The sequence below is a fragment of the Methylobacterium sp. P1-11 genome (genome assembly GCF_008329595.1).
GTDB lineage: Bacteria > Pseudomonadota > Alphaproteobacteria > Rhizobiales > Beijerinckiaceae > Methylobacterium.
Genome location: NZ_NPKS01000023.1, coordinates 62,343 through 80,301, shown reverse-complemented (window position 1 = coordinate 80,301; position 17,959 = coordinate 62,343). Strand labels below are relative to the sequence as shown.

At 69.6% G+C, this 17,959-nt stretch carries 19 protein-coding genes and 1 other RNA gene; 8 read left to right on the top strand and 12 right to left on the bottom strand.

Going from position 1 to position 17,959, the window contains the following annotated elements; translation table 11 throughout:
* Positions 1 to 7: 7 nt before the first annotated feature.
* Positions 8 to 2,068 (bottom strand): carbon starvation CstA family protein, encoded by a 2,061-nt coding sequence (locus CIW48_RS21915; RefSeq protein WP_149312651.1) that lies wholly within the window; start codon positions 2,066 to 2,068, stop codon positions 8 to 10.
* Positions 2,069 to 2,353: 285 nt separating this feature from the next.
* Between CIW48_RS21915 and CIW48_RS21910 the strand changes: the two genes are divergently transcribed.
* Positions 2,354 to 3,223 carry an NAD(P)-dependent oxidoreductase gene (locus CIW48_RS21910; protein WP_091784996.1) on the top strand — a complete coding sequence of 290 codons (870 nt, stop codon included), beginning with the start codon at positions 2,354 to 2,356 and terminating at the stop codon, positions 3,221 to 3,223.
* Positions 3,224 to 3,370: 147 nt separating this feature from the next.
* Here the strand turns inward: CIW48_RS21910 and miaA are convergent, their stop codons facing one another.
* Positions 3,371 to 4,297: a tRNA (adenosine(37)-N6)-dimethylallyltransferase MiaA gene (gene miaA / locus CIW48_RS21905; RefSeq protein ID WP_149312650.1), complete on the bottom strand. Its 927-nt coding sequence runs from the start codon at positions 4,295 to 4,297 to the stop codon at positions 3,371 to 3,373.
* 14 nt (positions 4,298 to 4,311) lie between these two features.
* Here miaA and serB point away from each other — a divergent pair, with 14 nt between their 5' ends.
* Positions 4,312 to 5,205, top strand: coding sequence for a phosphoserine phosphatase SerB (gene serB / locus CIW48_RS21900; RefSeq protein WP_149312649.1), 894 nt, complete (start codon positions 4,312 to 4,314; stop codon positions 5,203 to 5,205).
* On the opposite strand, the gene CIW48_RS34740 is transcribed toward serB, so the two are convergent.
* The 7 genes from CIW48_RS34740 to CIW48_RS21865 all read right to left on the bottom strand — a co-directional run bounded on the left by CIW48_RS34740 (position 5,178) and on the right by CIW48_RS21865 (position 12,026).
* Entirely contained in the window at positions 5,178 to 5,432 is a 255-nt protein-coding gene (locus CIW48_RS34740) for a hypothetical protein (RefSeq protein ID WP_348645137.1), read from the bottom strand. The two genes, serB and CIW48_RS34740, sit on opposite strands and share 28 nt — an antisense overlap.
* Positions 5,433 to 5,651: 219 nt before the next feature.
* Positions 5,652 to 7,196 carry a DegQ family serine endoprotease gene (locus CIW48_RS21890; RefSeq protein ID WP_149312668.1) on the bottom strand — a complete coding sequence of 515 codons (1,545 nt, stop codon included), beginning with the start codon at positions 7,194 to 7,196 and terminating at the stop codon, positions 5,652 to 5,654.
* A gap of 115 nt (positions 7,197 to 7,311) precedes the next feature.
* Positions 7,312 to 8,277: a protease modulator HflC gene (locus tag CIW48_RS21885; RefSeq protein ID WP_091785008.1), complete on the bottom strand. Its 966-nt coding sequence runs from the start codon at positions 8,275 to 8,277 to the stop codon at positions 7,312 to 7,314.
* On the bottom strand, positions 8,274 to 9,458 hold the full coding sequence (hflK, locus tag CIW48_RS21880) for an FtsH protease activity modulator HflK (RefSeq protein ID WP_149312648.1): 1,185 nt from the start codon (positions 9,456 to 9,458) through the stop codon (positions 8,274 to 8,276). The genes CIW48_RS21885 and hflK overlap by 4 nt, the downstream gene beginning before the upstream one ends.
* A 284-nt stretch (positions 9,459 to 9,742) precedes the next feature.
* Positions 9,743 to 10,231 carry a dihydrofolate reductase gene (locus CIW48_RS21875; protein WP_149312647.1) on the bottom strand — a complete coding sequence of 163 codons (489 nt, stop codon included), beginning with the start codon at positions 10,229 to 10,231 and terminating at the stop codon, positions 9,743 to 9,745.
* A complete protein-coding gene (locus CIW48_RS21870) occupies positions 10,228 to 11,022 on the bottom strand; it encodes a thymidylate synthase (protein ID WP_149312646.1) in 795 nt (264 codons plus the stop codon). Before CIW48_RS21870 ends, CIW48_RS21875 begins: the two co-directional genes overlap by 4 nt.
* Positions 11,023 to 11,174: 152 nt before the next feature.
* Entirely contained in the window at positions 11,175 to 12,026 is an 852-nt protein-coding gene (locus tag CIW48_RS21865; RefSeq protein WP_153232583.1) for a type II CAAX endopeptidase family protein, read from the bottom strand.
* On the opposite strand from CIW48_RS21865, the gene ssrA reads away from it, so the two are divergent.
* Both ssrA and CIW48_RS21855 read left to right on the top strand, forming a co-directional pair.
* Positions 12,018 to 12,400, top strand: a transfer-messenger RNA (tmRNA) gene (ssrA, locus tag CIW48_RS21860). The two genes, CIW48_RS21865 and ssrA, sit on opposite strands and share 9 nt — an antisense overlap.
* Before the next feature lie 64 nt (positions 12,401 to 12,464).
* Positions 12,465 to 13,088 (top strand): ClpXP protease specificity-enhancing factor SspB, encoded by a 624-nt coding sequence (locus tag CIW48_RS21855; protein ID WP_149312644.1) that lies wholly within the window; start codon positions 12,465 to 12,467, stop codon positions 13,086 to 13,088.
* Between the two features lie 32 nt (positions 13,089 to 13,120).
* Here the strand turns inward: CIW48_RS21855 and CIW48_RS33415 are convergent, their stop codons facing one another.
* The 3 genes from CIW48_RS33415 to CIW48_RS21845 all read right to left on the bottom strand — a co-directional run bounded on the left by CIW48_RS33415 (position 13,121) and on the right by CIW48_RS21845 (position 15,073).
* Positions 13,121 to 13,264, bottom strand: a complete 144-nt coding sequence (locus tag CIW48_RS33415; RefSeq protein ID WP_173009351.1) for a hypothetical protein — start codon at positions 13,262 to 13,264, stop codon at positions 13,121 to 13,123.
* Between the two features lie 51 nt (positions 13,265 to 13,315).
* On the bottom strand, positions 13,316 to 13,540 hold the full coding sequence (locus CIW48_RS21850) for a hypothetical protein (protein ID WP_173009350.1): 225 nt from the start codon (positions 13,538 to 13,540) through the stop codon (positions 13,316 to 13,318).
* 138 nt (positions 13,541 to 13,678) lie between these two features.
* Positions 13,679 to 15,073 (bottom strand): cytochrome P450, encoded by a 1,395-nt coding sequence (locus tag CIW48_RS21845; protein ID WP_149312667.1) that lies wholly within the window; start codon positions 15,071 to 15,073, stop codon positions 13,679 to 13,681.
* Between the two features lie 134 nt (positions 15,074 to 15,207).
* Here CIW48_RS21845 and fumC point away from each other — a divergent pair, with 134 nt between their 5' ends.
* The 4 genes from fumC to CIW48_RS21825 all read left to right on the top strand — a co-directional run bounded on the left by fumC (position 15,208) and on the right by CIW48_RS21825 (position 17,953).
* Positions 15,208 to 16,617, top strand: coding sequence for a class II fumarate hydratase (fumC, locus tag CIW48_RS21840; RefSeq protein ID WP_149312643.1), 1,410 nt, complete (start codon positions 15,208 to 15,210; stop codon positions 16,615 to 16,617).
* Between the two features lie 61 nt (positions 16,618 to 16,678).
* Positions 16,679 to 16,882 (top strand): DUF4169 family protein, encoded by a 204-nt coding sequence (locus CIW48_RS21835; protein WP_149312642.1) that lies wholly within the window; start codon positions 16,679 to 16,681, stop codon positions 16,880 to 16,882.
* Positions 16,883 to 17,020: 138 nt separating this feature from the next.
* A complete protein-coding gene (locus CIW48_RS21830) occupies positions 17,021 to 17,245 on the top strand; it encodes a ribbon-helix-helix domain-containing protein (RefSeq protein ID WP_091785031.1) in 225 nt (74 codons plus the stop codon).
* An 81-nt stretch (positions 17,246 to 17,326) separates the two neighbouring features.
* A complete protein-coding gene (locus tag CIW48_RS21825; protein ID WP_149312641.1) occupies positions 17,327 to 17,953 on the top strand; it encodes a ParB-like protein in 627 nt (208 codons plus the stop codon).
* Positions 17,954 to 17,959: the final 6 nt, after the last annotated feature.

Sequence of the window (17,959 nt, the reverse complement as noted above, 5' to 3'; positions counted from 1 at the left end):
GCGCGCCCTACTCCGCCGCGACCATGCGGGGCTCGGTTTCCAGCGCGGTCCAGCGATCCGCGCGCCACGCCTTCAGGCAGGCGGCGATGCCGAAGCCCGCGATGGCGACGACGAGGCCGATGAACAGGGCCGCCAGCACCGCGTCGATCCGGTCGTTGAGGATGATCTGGCTCATCTGGTCGGCGTTCTTGGCGGGCGCCAGGATCTTGCCCTCGGCGGCAGCCGTTGCGTAGCGCTCGGCATGGGCCAGGAAGCCGATTTTCGGATCGGCCGAGAAGATCTTCTGCCAGCCGGCCGTGAGGGTGCACAGGCATAGCCACGCGGTCGGGATGATGGTCACGAACGCGTAGCGCTCGCGCTTCATCTTGAAGATCACCACCGTGCACAGCGTGAGCGCCACCGCGGCCAGCATCTGGTTCGAGATGCCGAAGAGCGGCCACAGGGTGTTGATGCCGCCCAGCGGGTCGGTCACGCCCTGGTAGAGGAAGTAGCCCCAGGCCCCTACCGAGATGGCGGTCGCCGCGATGCTCGGCCCCCAGGCGGTCGTATTCTTGAAGGCCGGCACGGCGAGCCCGACGAGATCCTGCACCATGAAGCGGCAGGCGCGGGTCCCAGCATCCACCGCCGTGAGGATGAACAGCGCCTCGAACAGGATCGCGAAGTGGTACCAGAAGGCCATCATCGTCTTGCCGCCGATGGCCGACGAGATGATGTGGGCCATGCCGACCGCCAGTGTCGGCGCGCCGCCCGCCCGAGAGATGATCGTGTGCTCGCCGACATCCGCGGCGGTCTGGGTGATCACCTCCGGAGTGGTGGCGAAGCCGAGCTTCGTCACCGCGGCGGCCGCGGTCTCGGGCGTCGTGCCGACCAGCGCGGCGGGCGAGTTCATGGTGAAGTAGACGCCGGGGTCGATCACGCAGGCCGAGACCAGCGCCATGATCGCCACGAAGGATTCCATCAGCATGCCGCCGTAGCCGATGAAGCGGGCATCCGCCTCGCTGGCGATGAGCTTCGGGGTGGTGCCCGACGAGATCAGCGCGTGGAAGCCCGAGACCGAACCGCACGCGATGGTGATGAACAGGAACGGGAACAGGCTGCCCGCCCAGACCGGGCCGGTGCCGTCGACGAACTTGGTGATCGCCGGCATCTGCATGTGCGGCGCCACGAAGGCGATGCCGAGCGCGAGACCCACGATGGTCCCGATCTTGAGGAAGGTCGACAGGTAGTCGCGCGGGGCGAGGAGCAGCCAGACCGGCAGGATCGAGGCCACGAAGCCGTAGCCGATCAGCATCCAGCAGAGCTGTGGGCCCGTGAAGGTGAAGGCCGGCCCCCAGACCGGGCTCGACGCCACCGAGCCGCCGGCGACGATCGCCAGCATCAGCAGGACGAAGCCGAGGATCGAGACCTCGCCGATCTTACCGGGGCGGATGTAGCGCGCGTACACACCCATCAGCATGGCGATCGGGATCGTCGACATCACCGTGAAGGTACCCCACGGACTCTCGGCGAGCGCCTTGACGACGATGAGGGCCAGCACGGCCAGCAGGATCACCATGATCAGGAAGGTGCCGAACAGGGCGATGATGCCGGGGATCGTGCCGAGCTCGGCCCGGATCAGCTCGCCGAGCGAGCGCCCATCGCGGCGCATCGACACGAACAGGACCATGAAATCCTGCACGGCGCCGGCTAGGACGACGCCGGCCAGGATCCAGAGCATGCCGGGCAGGTAGCCCATCTGGGCGGCGAGCACCGGGCCGACCAGCGGGCCGGCCCCCGCGATCGCCGCGAAGTGGTGGCCGAACAGGACGCCGCGGTTGGTGGGGACGTAGTCGAGCCCGTCATTGTGGCGCACCGCCGGCGTCACGCGCTTCGGGTCGAGGCGCATCACCTTGTCGGCGATGAACTTGGCATAGTAGCGGTAGGCGATGAGGTAGACGCAGACCGCCGCGACCACGATCCAGAGGGCGTTGATCGTCTCGCCGCGCTGGCTCGCCACGATCGCCAGAGCCGCGGCGCCGAGCGCCCCTACGAGGGCCCACGGCCCATGCCTGCCGATCGCCGAACCCATGTCCCACTCCCTGACCGACTGCCTCGCGCGCGGCGCCCCGGAGGCCGCCGGCTGGGACTCGCGGGTCCCGGGCTACACGGGCGGTTTATCCTCTTCGTCCGCCGTTGACGCAAGCGATCCGAGCTGTGATGCAGCTTTGGCGGCGGCACGACGTCCAATCTGTCAGGTCGGGTCTTCGGCACGGCTCCGATCACCTTCACGAACCGGCGGCCGGGTCCCGTCGCCGCCTGTCGTGAGCGAAGGAAGGGCGCCGGCACGATCCGGCCCTGCGAGGAGCGGACAACCATGGCGAAGGTCGCATTCCTGGGTCTCGGCGTGATGGGCGGGCCGATGGCCGGCCACCTCGCCAAGAAGGGTGGCCACGACGTCACCGTCTACAACCGTACGACGCCGAAGGCCGAGGCCTGGGTGAAGACCTATGGCGGCGCGTTCGCCCCCACCCCCCGGCAGGCCGCCGAGGGCGCCGAGATCGTGTTCGCCTGCGTAGGCAACGACGACGACCTGCGCAGCGTCGTGCTGGGCGCTGATGGGGCGCTCGCCGGCATGAAGCCCGGTGCGATCTTCGTCGATCACACCACGGCCTCCGCCGAGGTCGCCCGGGAACTCGCCGCGGCTGCCGAGGCCAAGGGGCTCGGCTTCATCGATGCCCCGGTCTCCGGCGGCCAGGCGGGCGCCGAGAATGGCGTGCTCACCGTGATGTGCGGCGGCGACGCGGCGACCTACGCCAAGGTCGAGGGCGCGATCGGATCCTTCGCCCGGGCCTGCCGGCTGATGGGCCCGGCGGGGGCCGGCCAGCTCACCAAGATGGTCAACCAGATCTGCATCGCCGGCCTCGTCCAGGGCCTGTCGGAGGGCGTCCACTTCGCCAAGCGGGCCGGCCTCGACGTCGAGGCGGTGCTCGACGTGATCTCCAAGGGGGCCGCCGGCTCCTGGCAGATGGAGAACCGCGGCAAGACCATGAACGCGGGCAAGTTCGACTTCGGCTTCGCGGTCGACTGGATGCGCAAGGATCTGGGTATCCTGCTGGACGAGGCCCGCCGCAACGGCGCCAAGCTGCCGGTCTCGGCCCTCGTTGACCAGTTCTACGCCGAGGTGCAGGCCATGGGCGGCAACCGCTGGGACACGTCGAGCCTCGTGGCGCGGCTGGAGCGCTGACACCTTCCCTCACCCTGGACTGAATGACAGCGTGAGACGCGACAGGCTCCCTGTCCCTCCGCCGACGGATCTCGGGCCCGCCCGAGATCCGCACCGGTACCACCAAGTCGGGCAAGCCTCCTGCGCTCAGCGGATGGGCCGAACTCATCAGGTCAGGTCTTCGACCTTCGCCCCTTCCGGATCCACCCAGCGCCAATCCTCCCCCATCTGGTGGCGGAACCACGTGAACTGGCGCTTGGCGTAGGCCCGCGTATCCGCCTGCCCCCGACCGATCGCCGCTTCAAGGCTCACGGCCCCGTCGAGATGGGCGATCAGCCCCGGAACGCCGTGGGCGCGCATGACCGGCAGCATCGGATCAAGCCGGCGCTCCCGCAGGCGGGCGACCTCGTCCAGCGCGCCCTCCGCGATCATGGTCAGGAAGCGGGCGTCGATGCGGGCGCGCAGCACCGCGCGGTCGGGTGCGAGGAAGATCTTCCGGAGGTCCCAGCCGGCGAGAGGGCCGGGCACGGGATCGCCGTAGAAGCTCGCGATCGGCCGCCCCGTCGCGCGAAAGATCTCCAGGGCGCGCATCACCCGCATCCGGTCGCTCGGCCGCAGGCGGGCAGCCCCCTCGGGATCGTGTCGGGCGAGGTCGGCATGGAGCGCCTCGGTAGGGCGCCCGTCGGCCTCCGCCCGCACCTGCGTGCGGACCGCTTCCGGCACGGGCGGCAGTTCCGAAAACCCCTGCTCCAGCGCCCGGAAATACAGGCCCGTGCCACCGACGAAAACCGGCATCTGCCCACCGAGCGTCGCCAGCAGCGCCGCCGCGTCCCGCGAGAAATGCCCGACGGAGTAGTTCACGGCGCCGTCGACATGGCCGTAGAGCCGGTGGGGCACCCGCGCCTCCTCATCCGGATCGGGCCGGGCAGTCAGGCGGCGCAGATCCGCGTAGACCTGCATGGAATCGGTGTTGATCACCACGCCGCCGTGACGCTCCGCCAGCCGGGTGGCGAGCGCCGACTTGCCCGAGGCGGTGGGCCCTGCGATGAGGATCGCCGCCGGGCGCCCCCCGGCCTCCTCCCGGTCTGGCGGCAAGGCGAAACTCCACGATGCTGGTCGCGGTCCTGATAGCAAACCCGGATCGGCCGTCCATCACCGACGCGGTGCTGGCCGAGACGCGCGCCGTGCTGCGGACGGAGCACCAGCCCCGAATCCTGCACGGGGAGGTCGCGGCCGAGGTGCTGGTGCCGGGTGAGCCCGGGATCGCCCTGGCCCTTACGGAGAAGCTGCGGGCGGCCCTGGCCGGGGAGCCGCTCGACCTCGCGGTGCTGCCCGCCGACGCGCACCGGCGCAAGCGCCTGTTCCTGGCCGACATGGATTCCACCATGATCGAGCAGGAATGCATCGACGAGCTCGCCGGGACGCTCGGCCTCAAGGACCACGTGGCGGCGATCACCGAGCGGGCGATGCGCGGCGAGATCGCCTTCGAGCCGGCGCTCCGCGAGCGCGTGGCGCTCCTGAAGGACATCCCGGTAAGGGTGGTCGATGAACTGATCGCCCGGCACCTGACCCTGACCCCGGGCGGCCGCACGCTGGTCCAGACGATGCGGGCGCACAACGTCCACACCTGCCTGGTCTCGGGTGGTTTCACCCTGTTCACTGGCCCGATCGCCGCAATGATCGGCTTCCACGAGCACCGCTCGAATGTGCTCGGTGTGGACGAGGGGCGGCTGACCGGGACGGTGGAAGCTCCGATCGTCGGCAAGGCCGAGAAGCGCGCGTCGCTGATCGCGCTGCGCGGGACGCTGGGCCTCGGTCACGTGGATACGCTGGCAGTGGGCGATGGGGCCAACGATCTCGACATGCTGGGCGAGGCCGGCCTCGGCGTGGCATTCCGGGCAAAGCCCGCGGTCGCGGCCGCGGCGCGGGTCCGGGTCGAGCACGGCGACCTCACCGCGCTCCTGTACCTGCAGGGCTACGCGGCGGCGGAGTTCGTGGGGTGAGGCTCAGTGCAGGGTGCGGGTCGGGGCGATGACCGCGCCCAGAACCGCCAGGTCTGAAAGCCGATCGCACCGACCAGCCAGCGCTTCGTCTCGACCTTCGCGGAAGCGGTCGCGCCCTTCAGGGCTTCGATATCGCAGCGGACGACCTGGATATCCGCTTGCACATCACGGATGTCGGCTTTCGTGGCGATGTTTCCGTCAAAGGTGTCGACAAGCGCGTCGGCCAAGCCCTCCGCCCGCTCGGGCGACAGCTTCGCCGTCTCCCGCAGGGCGCGGGCGAATTTCAGGGTGTCGAAGGCGACGGCCGTCTTGGGGCCGGGATCGTTCGAGCCGCACCGACTCGCGCCGCCGCCAGTGTGCAGCGCCGCGTCAATGCGAGCCCCTGAACGCGCGAGGGCCGCCGCTCCTCGCGAAGCGACGGCCCTCTTCAGTGCAGATGAGGCCGCTCAGTCGAGGCCGACGGCCACGAAGCGCACGTCGCCGGTGGCGCTCGCCACCAGCAGCAGCACCGACTTGCGCCCGTCCTTCTTGAGGGCGTCGATCCGCTTGGTCACCTCCGCGGGGGTGCTCACCGACTCCTGGCCGACCTCGACGATCACCTCGCCGGGCTGGATCCGCTTGTCGGCGGCAGTCGAGTTCGGGTCGACGCGGGTGACGACCACGCCCTTCACGGTGTCCTTGATGGAGTACTTCTTGCGCAGTTCGTCGGTCATGCCGGAGAGGTTGAGGCCGAGCGCCTGCCGGGTCGCGCTCTCGGGCTCCGGCTGGCGCAGGTTGGCGAGTTGTGGCTTGTCGCTGTCCTCCAGGCGGCCGAGGGTGACGGGCTTCGTCACCTCCTCGCCCTTGCGCATGACGACCACGTCGACCTTCTGGCCGACCGGGGTCGAGGCGACGATGCGCGGCAGGTCGCCCGAGGCCTTCACGGGCGCGCCGTTGAACTTCAGGATCACGTCGCCGACCTCGATCCCGGCGGATTTAGCCGGTCCCTTCTCGTCGACGCCGGCGACCAGGGCGCCTCGCGGCCCACCCTTGAGGTTGAGCGCCTCCGCAGTGGCATCATCGACGTTCTGGATGCGCACGCCGAGCCAGCCGCGGCGGACCTCGCCGAAATCGCGGAGCTGGTCGATCACGGGCTTGGCCGTGCCCGACGGCACCGCGAAGCCGATGCCCACCGAGCCGCCGGTCGGCGACAGAATCGCCGTGTTGATGCCGATCACCTCGCCATCCATGTTGAACAGCGGCCCACCCGAATTGCCCTTGTTGATGGCCGCATCGGTCTGAATGTAGTTGTCGTAGGGTCCGGACTCGATGTTCCGGCCCCGGGCCGAGACGATGCCGGCGGAGACCGAGCCGCCGAGCCCGAACGGGTTGCCGATGGCGATGACCCAGTCGCCCGGCCGCATCTTGTCGGAATCCCCGAACGGCACGGCCTTCAGCGGGCGATCGGCAGTGGGCTTCACCCGCAGCACCGCGAGGTCGATCTTCGAATCCTTGCCGACGATCTCGGCCTTCAGCTTGGTGCCGTCGTGCAGGATGACCTGGATGTCGTTGGCGTCGCCGATGACGTGGTTGTTGGTCACCACGATCCCGGAGGCGTCGATGATGAAGCCGGAGCCCAGGGAGTTCGACTTGCGCTGCTGGCGCGGCGCGTCGTTGTCGCCCCGCTCGCCACCACCGCCGCGGCCGCCGCGGCGGTTGAAGAACTCCTCGAACAGATCCTCGAACGGTGTGCCCGGAGGTACCTGCGGCCCGGCGCGGCCGGCGCGCGCTTCGACCGTCGTGGAGGCGGAGATGTTCACCACCGCGTCGGTAACCTGCTCGGCGAGGTCGGCGAGCGAGGCCGGCCCCTTGGCGAAGGCAGGAACCGGCAGGGCAGCGGTCGCCACGGATGCGCCGACCAAGATCGACGCCATCAGCGCGCGGGCGCGGGATCGGGGCTGCGCCTTGGCGCGGCCGAAGGGCGCCTCAGCGGCGCTCGCGACGGGGTGCATGATCGACCTCTTCATGAACGCGTTTCCGGCTCCGCGGGCTCCCGACCCGAAGTCGGCCGCCCGCGGATTTTGACTCGTGGGGTGTCGGGGCGCCAGCGCGCCGGCACCCGCCCGATCAGCGCCCCGTTCCGGCCGTCGACCCGGTCATGGCACTCGGATCGACCGGTCCGCGCGGTCCGCGCGCCGCCGAGGCAGCCGCGCGTCCCTGCGGGTCGCTGAAGTATCGGAAGAAGTCCGAGCTCGGGCTGATCACCAGACGGGTATCGGATCCCTTCAGCCCGCTCTCGTAGGCCTGCATCGAGCGGTAGAAGCTGAAGAAGTCCGCATCCTTGCCGAACGCGTCGGCGAGGATGCGGTTCTTGTCCGCGTCACCCTGTCCGCGCAGCTGCTCGGATTTCTGAGTGGCCTCGGCCAGGATCACCGTCACCTCGCGGTCGGCCTTGGCGCGGATCGTGGCGGCAATCTGGTCGCCGTTGGCGCGGATGTCGGCGGCCTCGCGCTCGCGCTCGGTCTTCATCCGCCGGTAGACGGCGGCCGAGTTCTGCGCGGGCAGGTCGACGCGGGTCATGCGCAGGTCGACGATCTCGATGCCGAGCGCCTTGGCCTGCCGGTTCACGTCCTCCTGGATCTGGTGCATCAGCTGCCCGCGATCGGTCTTCACAATCGCGTCGCGGGTCGAGCGGGCGAGCACGTTGCGCAGGCCGGAATTGGTGAAGCTCGCCAGCCGCTGGTTGGCCAGGCCGATATTGCCCACCGCCTGATAGAAGCGCAGCGGATCGACGATCCGGTAGCGGGCGAAGGCGTCCACCTCCAGGTTCTGCCGGTCGGCGGTGAGCACCGTCTGCACCGGCAGGTCGAGGTCGAGCACGCGCTTGTCGAAGATGACCACGTTCTCCATGAACGGGATCTTGAAGTAGAGGCCGGGCTTGTCCTCGCCGGTGGCGTTGAGGACGGCGCGGACGCGGCCGAACTGCAGGACGAGCGCCTGCTGCATCTGGCCGACGGTGAAGATCGATGCGTAGAGCCCGATCGCGACGATCGCCGCGATCGCGATCAGGCCGGTGCGGAGTGCCTGTTTCATCGGGCGGCTCCCGTCTGGCTCTGGGCCCGGGCGCCGAACTCGGAGAGCGGCAGCACCGGCAGCACGCCGGCCGCGGTCGCGGCGCCGGGCTGGGTGCCGTTCTGGTCGATGATCACCTTGTTCACGGAGCCCAGGACCTTCTCCATCGTCTCCAGGAAGATCCGCTCGCGGCTGATCGCCGGGGCGGCCTTGTAGGAGGCATAGACCTCGCTGAAGCGCGCGGCCTGGCCGGTGGCGTCGGCGGTCGCCTTCGTCCGGTAGGCCTCGGCCTGCTGGACGATCTGGGACGCCTTGCCGCGGGCCTGCGGCACTTCGCGGCTGGCGTAGGTCTTGGCCTCGTTCTGCGCGGTGTCGGCGTCCTGCTGGGCGGCGTTCACGTCGATGAAGGCAGGGCGCACCTCCGGCGGCGGGTTTACCGAGACGAGCTGCACCACCTCGATGCGCACGCCGGCGCCGTACTCGTCGAGCCCCTTCTGGACCATCTCCTTCACCTCCTGCGCGATGCTCGACTGCTCGTTGGTGAGGATCGCCTGGATGTTGCGGCGGCCGATCACCTCGCGCATCGCGCTCTCGGAGATCGCCTTGATGGTGCCCTCCGGGTTCTGGAGGTTGAACACGAAATCGGAGGCCTTCAGCGGGTTGACCCGCCACTGCACCTCGAAGTCGAGATCGACGATGTTCTCGTCGCCGGTGAGCATCAGGCTCTCGTCGGGCACGTCGCGGGTACGGCCCTGGCCGTTCGGACCGGAGCGGAAGCCGATCTGGATCGAGTTCTGGGAGCCGACATCCGGCTTCACCACGCCGCCGATCGGATAGGGGAAATTGTAGCGCAGGCCCTCGCCCTTGGTGCCGACATAGCGGCCGAAGATCGTCTCGATGCCGACCTGACGGGGGTAGACGGTGTAGAAGCCGGTGGCGAGCCAGATGGCGACAGCCAGGACGGCGATCACGGCCGCGCTGCGGCCGCCGCCGACGCCGGTCGAACCGCCGCCGCCATAGCCGCCGCCCGAACCGCCGCCGCCCGGGATCAGACCGCGCAGACGGTCCTGCCCGCGCCGGAGCAGATCCTCGAGGTTCGGCGGCGTCTTGCCACCGCCGCCGCCACCACCCCAGGGACCGCCGCCGTTACCGCCGGGCCGGCCCCAGGGGCCCCCGCCGCCGCTCTGATTGCTCCAAGGCATCCTAGCCGTCGTCTCCTGCCTGTCCGCGCCCAGCCCGCACCCCGGCCCGCGCCCCTTGCCTGAACGGCCACGCTCGCCCGCCTAGTCCCGGCCAAGCGGACCGATCGCGATGCGACCTCGTCCGCGTGGAGGCCTTAAGAGCCTGCACGCGCGCATTTTCCCGCAGGATGCGCATGCCCGGCGTGAGCCTGCGCACCTGACAGGCACCTGCGGGCGCACGCCCCATGCTGTCAAGGCTGGCAGGTGGGCATGCGCGGTGCGGAACGCAAATGCGGCGGCGCGCCTCAGCGCACGCGCTCCCAATCGACGAAGGCGAAGGCGTGCTCGTCCCGCGGGCCTGCCGGGTGCGCCTCGCGGAACGTCTCCCGGAAGCGGCCGCGGTCGACGACCGGGAATCGCACATCGCCCTCGGGCTCGGCCGCGACCTCGGTGAGATGGAGCCGGTCGGCATGCGGGAGCGCGAGTGCGTAGATCTCGGCCCCACCCACCACCATCAGCTCCGTCCCGGCGGCAGCCAGCGCCGTTTCCCAATCATGGACGGTCTCGACCCCCTCGGCGCGGAAGGCGCGATCCCGCGTGAGCACCAGGGTGCGACGCCCCGGCAGGGGGCGGCCGATCGAATCCCAGGTCCGGCGCCCCATCAGCATCGGCTTGCCCATGGTCAGGGCCTTGAAGCGCTTGAGATCGCTGGAGAGATGCCAGGCGAGCCCGTTGTCGCGGCCGATCACGCCGTTGCGGGCGACGGCGGCGACCAGGGAGACGATCGGGCTCATACCGCGACCGGGGCCGCGATGGCCGGGTGCGGCTCGTAACCCTCGATGGCGATGTCCTCGTACCGGAAGGCGAACAGGTCGCGGACCTCCGGATTGAGCCGCAGCTGCGGCAGCGGGCGCGGGGTCCGGCCCAGCAGCGTCCGGGTCTGCTCCAGGTGGTTCCGGTAGAGATGCGCGTCGCCGAAGGTGTGGACGAAGTCGCCGACCCCGAGGCCGGTCACCTGGGCGATCATGTGGGTCAGGAGGGCGTAGCTCGCGATGTTGAAGGGCACGCCGAGGAAGGCGTCCGCCGAACGCTGGTAGAGCTGGCAGGAGAGCCGCCCATCGCTGACGTAGAACTGGAACAGGCAGTGGCAGGGGGCGAGCGCCATCCGGTCGAGGTCGGCCGGGTTCCAGGCCGAGACGATCAGGCGGCGGGAATCGGGATTGCGCCGGATCTCACCCAGCACCCAGGCGATCTGGTCAACCGTGCTGCCGCCGGGCTTCTCCCAGGAGCGCCATTGCTTGCCGTAGACCGGCCCGAGATCACCCTGCGCGTCCGCCCACTCGTCCCAGATCGTCACGCCGTTCGCTCTGAGCGCGGCCACGTTGGTATCGCCGGTGAGGAACCAGAGCAGCTCGTGGATGATCGAGCGCAGGTGCAGCCGCTTCGTGGTGACCAGCGGGAAGCCCGCCGAGAGATCGAAACGCATCTGGTGGCCGAACACCGAGAGGGTGCCGGTGCCGGTGCGGTCGTCCTTAACGGCGCCCTCGTCGAGGATGCGCCGGAGCAGGTCGTGATATGCGTCCATCGGGCACTCCTGCATGCCAGAATGGCGGCTGGCAGGTTCCAAGCCCGTATATGTGCATGGCGAGCGCGAGTCTCGATGCGGGACGGCTCTTGGGCGTGGTTTCTGACGCACTCTTCAGGTTCGGACCGGCGTCTTCTTGGGCGGCGAACGCATTACCCCGGCCAAAGCAGGTAGGTCACGAGGGCGAGGTTCGACCAGCCGTGCAGGGCGATTCCGGGCCAGAGCCGGCCGGTGCGCCAGCGCAGCCAGCCGAGCGCCAGGGCGAGCGGCAGCAGGGAGATCGGCCGCGCGAGCCCCCAGGACGAGATGTGGGCGGCGGCGAAGATGAGCGCGGTGACCACGATCGCCCCCGCAGGCCCGACCGCCGCGCTGGCGCGCGCGAAGGCCTCGCCGCGCAGCAGCAGCTCCTCGGCCACGGGCGCCAGGATCGCGAGATAGACGAGCCATGCAGTGACCGCGGCCTGGCTCATGAAGGGCGACAGCCGCACATGCTGGCCGAAGCTCGCGCCGAACAGCTCCGCCGTGCCGGTGACCCAGGCGATGTGCAGCACCGGCCAGACGAGGAGGAGGCTCAGCAGCGCGACCGGCCGCATCCCGTTCGGCCGCTCCCGGTCCAGGGCAAGGCGGCGGCGCCAGGCAGCCCGGTCGCGCCACCACGCGCCGCCGAGCACGAGGGCCGCGAGGAAGACCTGGCGCAGGGCGTCGATCGCGAAGGCCCGGTGGGCGAGTTCCACCGCGCCGAGAAACGGGCGCCGCTCCGGGGGCAGGAACGGGTCGATCCCGTTCCACAGGTCGAAGCCGACGCGCACGGCGGCCAGCGACAGCAGGCTCGCCGCCCCGAGATAGAGGATCACGAGGGCGACGATGGCGCCGAGCTGCCATGTCGCGGTCCAGAGACGGCCGAGAGGACCTCGGGTGCCGGGGGCGCGCGATTGCGCACTTCCGGCAACAGCTTCGCCCGGAGGCTCCAAATGAGACGGCGGCGCGACACGATCGGGCTTCAAAACCGGACCGATCCCCTCTATATCTCGGGAGCCGGTCGCGAGGCCGGCTATGGCGATAAACGTTCTTCGCAATAAACCTATCGGACCCGGGGGCGGTACCCGGCGCCTCCACCCAAGCCCAGGACATGCTGCCGCAAGGTGCATGGTCGGAGCCGGGGCTTGGGCGGGGGCGAAATAGGATCGACGAGGGCGTAAAGGTTGAGCTTTCGCTCGGCATGGTTCCGCCGTTATCGGGCCTTTGCAATAGTTGCCAACGACAACTTTGCTCCGGTGGCGGTGGCCGCGTAAGCGGTCCCCAATACCGACCTAAAGTCCTAGCGGGTAGCACCGCATAGGCGGGGTTCGGGGGGCACCTGGCAACAGAAGCCTCCACTTCATTCCTCGGTCCGGCCATCCGCGGCGGGGCGCCGGGCAGACCGGGCGAGAGCGCGACCGCAGATGGCAGACGACCTGATCCGCTACGATCTTCTGGTGCAGGACGCCCTGCGCGGCGTGGTGCGCAAGGTGTTGACCGATGCCGCCCGTGAAGGGCTGATGGGTGAACACCACTTCTACGTCTCGTTCCGGACGGAGGCGCCCGGCGTGCGGATGTCGCAGGCCCTGCGCGAGAAGTACCCGCAGGACATGACGATCGTCCTGCAGCACCAGTTCTGGGACCTCAACGTCACCGAGCACGCCTTCGAGGTCGGTCTGTCCTTCTCGGGCGTGCCGGAGCGGCTGCTCGTGCCGTTCGACGCCCTGTCGGGCTTCTTCGATCCCTCCGTGCAGTTCGGCCTGAAGTTCGATCTCAGCGAGGCCGGCGAGACGCCGGAGGAGGCGAATGCCGCCCCGGCTAAGCCCGGCCCCCGTGGGGCTGGTTCGGAACCCGGCGAGGTGCGGCCCAAGAGCGCCGGGCTCGCCACGATCGGTTCCAGTGCGCCGAAGGGGCTGCCCGCCCCCGCAGTCCAGGGGGAGAAGGCCGCCAAGCCCGACGAGAAGGCCCCCCGCCCCCCCGCCAAGAAGGACGGCGAAGAGGGCAGCGCCGAGGTCGTGAGCCTGGACGCGTTCCGCAAGAAGAGCTGAACTCTCCCCGGGCCGACTCGACGCCCGGGGGTTCATGCGGTGGACGACACGGTCGCGCAGCCGATGCTGTCGGCGGGTGAGCGGAAGCCGCGCGCCGAGCGCTTCAACGAGGGCCTGAAGCTTACCGCGACGCTCCTGAATTCGTCGGCCATCGCGACGATCGGCATCGCGGTCATCAATCCCCCCGACGACGGCAGTGCTCCCGTCAACGATCATCGCTTAGATACTTATGGACTCAGCAGTTTGACGAAAGCGGCGCCTGCGCCAAAGAAGGCGGCCGCTGCTGCCATGCCGGCAAAAGCGATCGAGAGCGGGGCAAGGACGCGGTCTCGATCGAGCTTGAGCGTTTCGGCGCGCAACTTCGCCGCCTCGGCCTGAAGCTTGGTTTCCTCATCGATCAGCTTGCGCTGTTCGGCCACGAATTTTTCCGTCTCCGCATTGGAGCGCAGCACGCGGGCGACCTGCTAGCCATAATCCAGCGTCGCGGGAGCAACGGTGTCGGCGATCGCGGTTCGTGCCTGATTCCAGCCAGCGCGACTCTGCTGACTCGTACCGGCATGTGAGAACGCACGGGGAACCCGTCAACCCGCTCAAGAGCGCTGCTCGGCCTCCATGCGTAAGCCGTGCTCCGGCCGCAGCGTCACCCGGTGGAGCGGCGTGATCGGCGGGTGATCCTCCGGCAGCCTGAAGCGCACCGCCCGGACCACGTGGGCCAGCAGGATCACCGCCTCCTGGATCGAGAAGCTCTGGCCGATGCAGACCCGCGGCCCCGCTCCGAACGGCAAATAGGCGAAGCGCGGGATCGCGTCCCGGTTCTCGGGCAGGAACCGCTCCGGCACGAAGGCCGCCGGGTCCGCCCACAGCAGGTGATGGCGGTGGAGCACCCAGGGCGCCACCATCACCAGCGAGCCCCGCGGCACCTTGATCCGGCCGAGCCGGTCGTCCCGGACCGCCTGCCGGCTGAGGAACGGCACCGGCGGGAACAGCCGCATCGCCTCCTCGATCACAGCCCGGGTGAAGGGCAGGCGCTCGACGGCGAAATCCCCCGGCCCGGCCGCGTCGACCTCGGCCTCGACCCGCGCCTGCGCGGCGGGATCCTGCGACAAGCAGTAGAGTGCCCAGGTCAGGGAATTGGCCGTGGTCTCGTGCCCGGCGGCGATGAAGGTGACGATGTTGGCCTTCACGGCGAGGTCCGAGAGCCCGTTGCCGGTCTCGGGATCCTGCGCGGCGAGCAGCAGCGTCAGCAGGTCCCGGGGCGCCCCTCCCTGTGCCATCAGCGCCTTGCGCCGGGCGATGAGTTCGTCGACCACCTCGGCGAAGAAGCGGCCCGCCGGGCGCGCCCGCAGGCGGCCGATCCGCGGCACGAAATCGGGCACGCCGAACACGTCGAGGGGGTCGATCGGCCCGACCGCCTCCAGGAAGCGCGTGATGGCGCGGCCCAGGGCATCGGGATCGCTCGGCAGGCCCTGCGTGAAGATCGTCCGCTCCAGCACGTCGAGGGTGACGCGGGTCATCTCCAGGGCGACGTCGACGGGCTTGCCGATCCGGCGGGCGAGGCGGCGGCCGAGCCGCGCCCCGGCGGCGTTCATCGCGTCGGAAAAACCCTGGACCGTGCGGGCGTTGAAGATCGGCGCCAGCGTCCGGCGCTGGAGCCGCCACTCGTCGCCCTCGGCGCTGAGCAGGCCGTTGCCGAGTCCCGGCGCCAGGACCCGGCGCTGGAGGTCGTCCTTGCGGTAGTTCTCGGCGTTCTCGATCAGCACGTAGCGGATCAGCGCCGGGTCGCTCACCAGGGTGATCCGGCCCATCGCGCCCTCGGCCGCCACCACCGGCAGCTTGAAATGCGCGTCCATCCAGGTGGTGATCGGGTTCTTCCGCGCCGCCCGCAGGAACGCGAACAGGCCGAGCGGCTCGCGCAGGGGCGGCGGCACGACGGGGCGGAACCGGGTGGCGGCCTTCGGCTCGGAGAGATCGATCGTGGCGCTCATCGGCTCCCAGTTCGGCTTCATGTCCGGCGGGAACAGAGCCCCGCCCTTGTCGGCGCACCGGGGAAAACCGGCATCGCGATTCATCCGCGCCTCATTTAAGTAGGCACCGCACTGCACCAGACGTAGAGGCCACGATGTCGCCCACCGAGACCGCCACCCGCACCGAGTCCGACACCTTCGGGCCGATCGAGGTTCCGGCGCATCGCTACTGGGGCGCGCAGACGCAGCGCTCGATCCAGAACTTCAAGATCGGCACCGACCGGATGCCGGCGCCGCTGGTCCACGCCCTCGGCGTGGTGAAGCAGGCCGCCGCCCTGGTGAACAAGGATCTCGGCGCTCTCGACCCGAAGCTCGCCGACGCCATCGCGGCCTCGGCCGCCGAGGTCGTCGAGGGCCGCTACGACGACGAGTTCCCGCTCGTCATCTACCAGACCGGCTCGGGCACCCAGTCGAACATGAACGCCAACGAGGTGATCGCGAGCCTCGCCAACGAGCGGCTCGGCGGCCAGCGCGGCGGCAAGTCGCCGGTCCATCCGAACGACCATTGCAACCGCGGCCAATCCTCCAACGACACCTTCCCCACCGCCATGCACATCGCGGTCGCCCGCGAGATCCACGGGCGCCTGCTGCCGGCGCTGAGCCATCTGCACGCGGCGCTCGACGCCAAGGCCAAGGCGTTCGATTCGATCGTCAAGATCGGCCGCACCCACCTTCAGGACGCGACGCCGGTCTCGCTCGGCCAGGAATTCTCCGGCTACGCCGCGCAGGTGGCGCTCGGCGGATCGCGCGTCGCCGCGACCCTGCCGGGCGTGCTGGCCCTCGCCCAGGGCGGCACCGCGGTCGGGACCGGCCTCAACGCCCATCCGGAATTCGCCGAGCGCTTCGCCGCCAAGGCCGCGGAGCTGACGGGCCTGCCGTTCACGAGCGCCGCCAACAAGTTCGAGGCGCTCGCCACCCACGACGCGCTGGTATTCACGCAGGGGGCGCTCGCGGCGCTGGCCGCCGGCCTGTTCAAGATCGCCCAGGACATCCGCTTCCTCGGCTCGGGCCCGCGCTCCGGCCTCGGCGAGCTGTCGCTGCCCGAGAACGAGCCCGGCTCCTCGATCATGCCCGGCAAGGTCAACCCGACCCAGTGCGAGGCCCTAACCATGGTCTGCGCCCAGGTGATCGGCAACGGCACGACGGTGAGCTTCGCCGGCAGCCAGGGCAACTTCGAACTCAACGTGTTCAAGCCGGTGATCGCCAACGCGGTGCTGCAGTCGATCCGCCTGCTGGCCGACGCGGCGGTGAGCTTCACCGACAATTGCGTGGTCGGCATCAAGGCCAACGAGGACAAGATCGCCGACCTGATGAGCCGCTCGCTCATGCTGGTGACGGCGCTCGCCCCCTCGATCGGCTACGACAAGGCCGCCGAGATCGCCAAGACCGCGCACAAGAACGGCACGACCCTCAAGGAAGAGGCGCTGCGCCTCGGCTACGTCACCGAGGAAGAGTTCGAGCGCGTGGTCCGGCCGGAGACCATGCTGGCGCCCAGCGCCGACTGATCCTTTTGAGACTGGCCGGCGTGGTGCACCTGCGCCGGTCACCACTTCGGGGAGGCGATCCGTGGCCGAGATCATCAACCTGCGCCAGGTCCGCAAGGCGAGGGCGCGTGCGCAGGCCGACGCGCAGGCCGAGACCAACCGGATCGCCTTCGGGCAGCCGAAGAAGGCCAAGACCCTCCAGCAGCGGCGCAAGGCCCTGGAGGCCGAGCGCCACGAGGGCCACCGCCTCGAGCGGCCCGAGCCGGATTCCGACCCTGCGGAATGAGACCGCCATCCTGATGGTGCGCGTACACCGTCTTTGCGAGCGCAGCGAAGCAACCCAGGGCGGCACGACCCCGGTCGGCGTGGCGCTGCCGGATTGCTTCGCTGCGCTCGCAAGGACTGGAGAGGCCGCCGCTCCGCCATGAGCGCGGGTATCACCAAGCGATCCGTGATGATCGCCGGCCACCGCACCAGCGTGTCGCTGGAGGATGCCTTCTGGGCCGCGCTGCGGGAGATCGCGGAGGCGCGGGGCCAGTCGGTCCAGGCGCTCGTCGGTGCCATCGATGCCGGACGCGGCGGGCAGAACCTGTCCTCGGCGATCCGCGTGTTCGTCCTGGAAGCCGTGCGGGCAATGCCGGAAACGTGAGCGCTGCGCGCCCTGTCCGGCCTTCTGATCCTGGATACCTTGTGAGAGTGGCGTGACCAATCCACGCAGAATCGAGATCCCATGGCCAACCGAGAACCGCTGCTCAAGACCATCCCGATCGCGGAGCTGCGTCCGACGCAGATGACGGTGGGCTACCGCGAAGTGGCCGAGAAGCGGCGGCGCTGGCGGGACTACGACGGCGAGAAGAAGAAGGCATTCCTCGGCGCCCACATGATCCCGACGCTGCTCGGACCGAAGAAGCGCCATTACATCATCGATCACCATCACCTCTCCCGGGCGCTCCACGAGGAGGGCGTCGAGAGCGTGCTCGTGACCGTGGTGGCCGACCTGCACTACCTCGACAAGGATGCGTTCTGGACGGTGTGCGACCACAAATCGTGGACCCATCCCTACGACGCCGAGGGCGTGCGCCAGCACTTCAAGGACATCCCGAAATCGGTCGACGCCCTGGTGGACGATCCCTATCGCAGCCTCGCCGGCGAGCTGCGCCGGGCCGGCGGCTTCGCGAAGGACACGACGCCGTTCAGCGAGTTTCTCTGGGCCGACTTCCTGCGGCGCAACATCAAGGAGAAGCGCATCGAGGGCGACTTCTCCTCCGCCCTGGAGCGGGCCATGGCGCTCGCCAAATCCAAGGATGCCGATTACCTGCCCGGATGGTGCGGACCGCTGACGCGTCCCATCCGCTGACGACCG

What these genes read in the sequence shown, in the direction of transcription:
- CIW48_RS21875 (WP_149312647.1), bottom strand. Translation starts at nt 10,231, where the DNA reads ATGAGCCCGATCGTCTCCCTGGTCGCCGCCGTCGCCCGCAACGGCGTG.
- CIW48_RS21855 (WP_149312644.1), top strand. Translation starts at nt 12,465, where the DNA reads ATGGCAGACGACCTGATCCGCTACGATCTTCTGGTGCAGGACGCCCTG.
- serB (WP_149312649.1), top strand. Translation starts at nt 4,312, where the DNA reads ATGCTGGTCGCGGTCCTGATAGCAAACCCGGATCGGCCGTCCATCACC.
- CIW48_RS33415 (WP_173009351.1), bottom strand. Translation starts at nt 13,264, where the DNA reads ATGACCGCGATGCCGATCGTCGCGATGGCCGACGAATTCAGGAGCGTC.
- CIW48_RS21910 (WP_091784996.1), top strand. Translation starts at nt 2,354, where the DNA reads ATGGCGAAGGTCGCATTCCTGGGTCTCGGCGTGATGGGCGGGCCGATG.
- fumC (WP_149312643.1), top strand. Translation starts at nt 15,208, where the DNA reads ATGTCGCCCACCGAGACCGCCACCCGCACCGAGTCCGACACCTTCGGG.
- CIW48_RS21845 (WP_149312667.1), bottom strand. Translation starts at nt 15,073, where the DNA reads ATGAGCGCCACGATCGATCTCTCCGAGCCGAAGGCCGCCACCCGGTTC.
- CIW48_RS21885 (WP_091785008.1), bottom strand. Translation starts at nt 8,277, where the DNA reads ATGAAACAGGCACTCCGCACCGGCCTGATCGCGATCGCGGCGATCGTC.
- CIW48_RS21890 (WP_149312668.1), bottom strand. Translation starts at nt 7,196, where the DNA reads ATGCACCCCGTCGCGAGCGCCGCTGAGGCGCCCTTCGGCCGCGCCAAG.
- CIW48_RS21825 (WP_149312641.1), top strand. Translation starts at nt 17,327, where the DNA reads ATGGCCAACCGAGAACCGCTGCTCAAGACCATCCCGATCGCGGAGCTG.
- hflK (WP_149312648.1), bottom strand. Translation starts at nt 9,458, where the DNA reads ATGCCTTGGAGCAATCAGAGCGGCGGCGGGGGCCCCTGGGGCCGGCCC.
- CIW48_RS21915 (WP_149312651.1), bottom strand. Translation starts at nt 2,068, where the DNA reads ATGGGTTCGGCGATCGGCAGGCATGGGCCGTGGGCCCTCGTAGGGGCG.
- CIW48_RS21830 (WP_091785031.1), top strand. Translation starts at nt 17,021, where the DNA reads ATGAGCGCGGGTATCACCAAGCGATCCGTGATGATCGCCGGCCACCGC.
- CIW48_RS21870 (WP_149312646.1), bottom strand. Translation starts at nt 11,022, where the DNA reads ATGGACGCATATCACGACCTGCTCCGGCGCATCCTCGACGAGGGCGCC.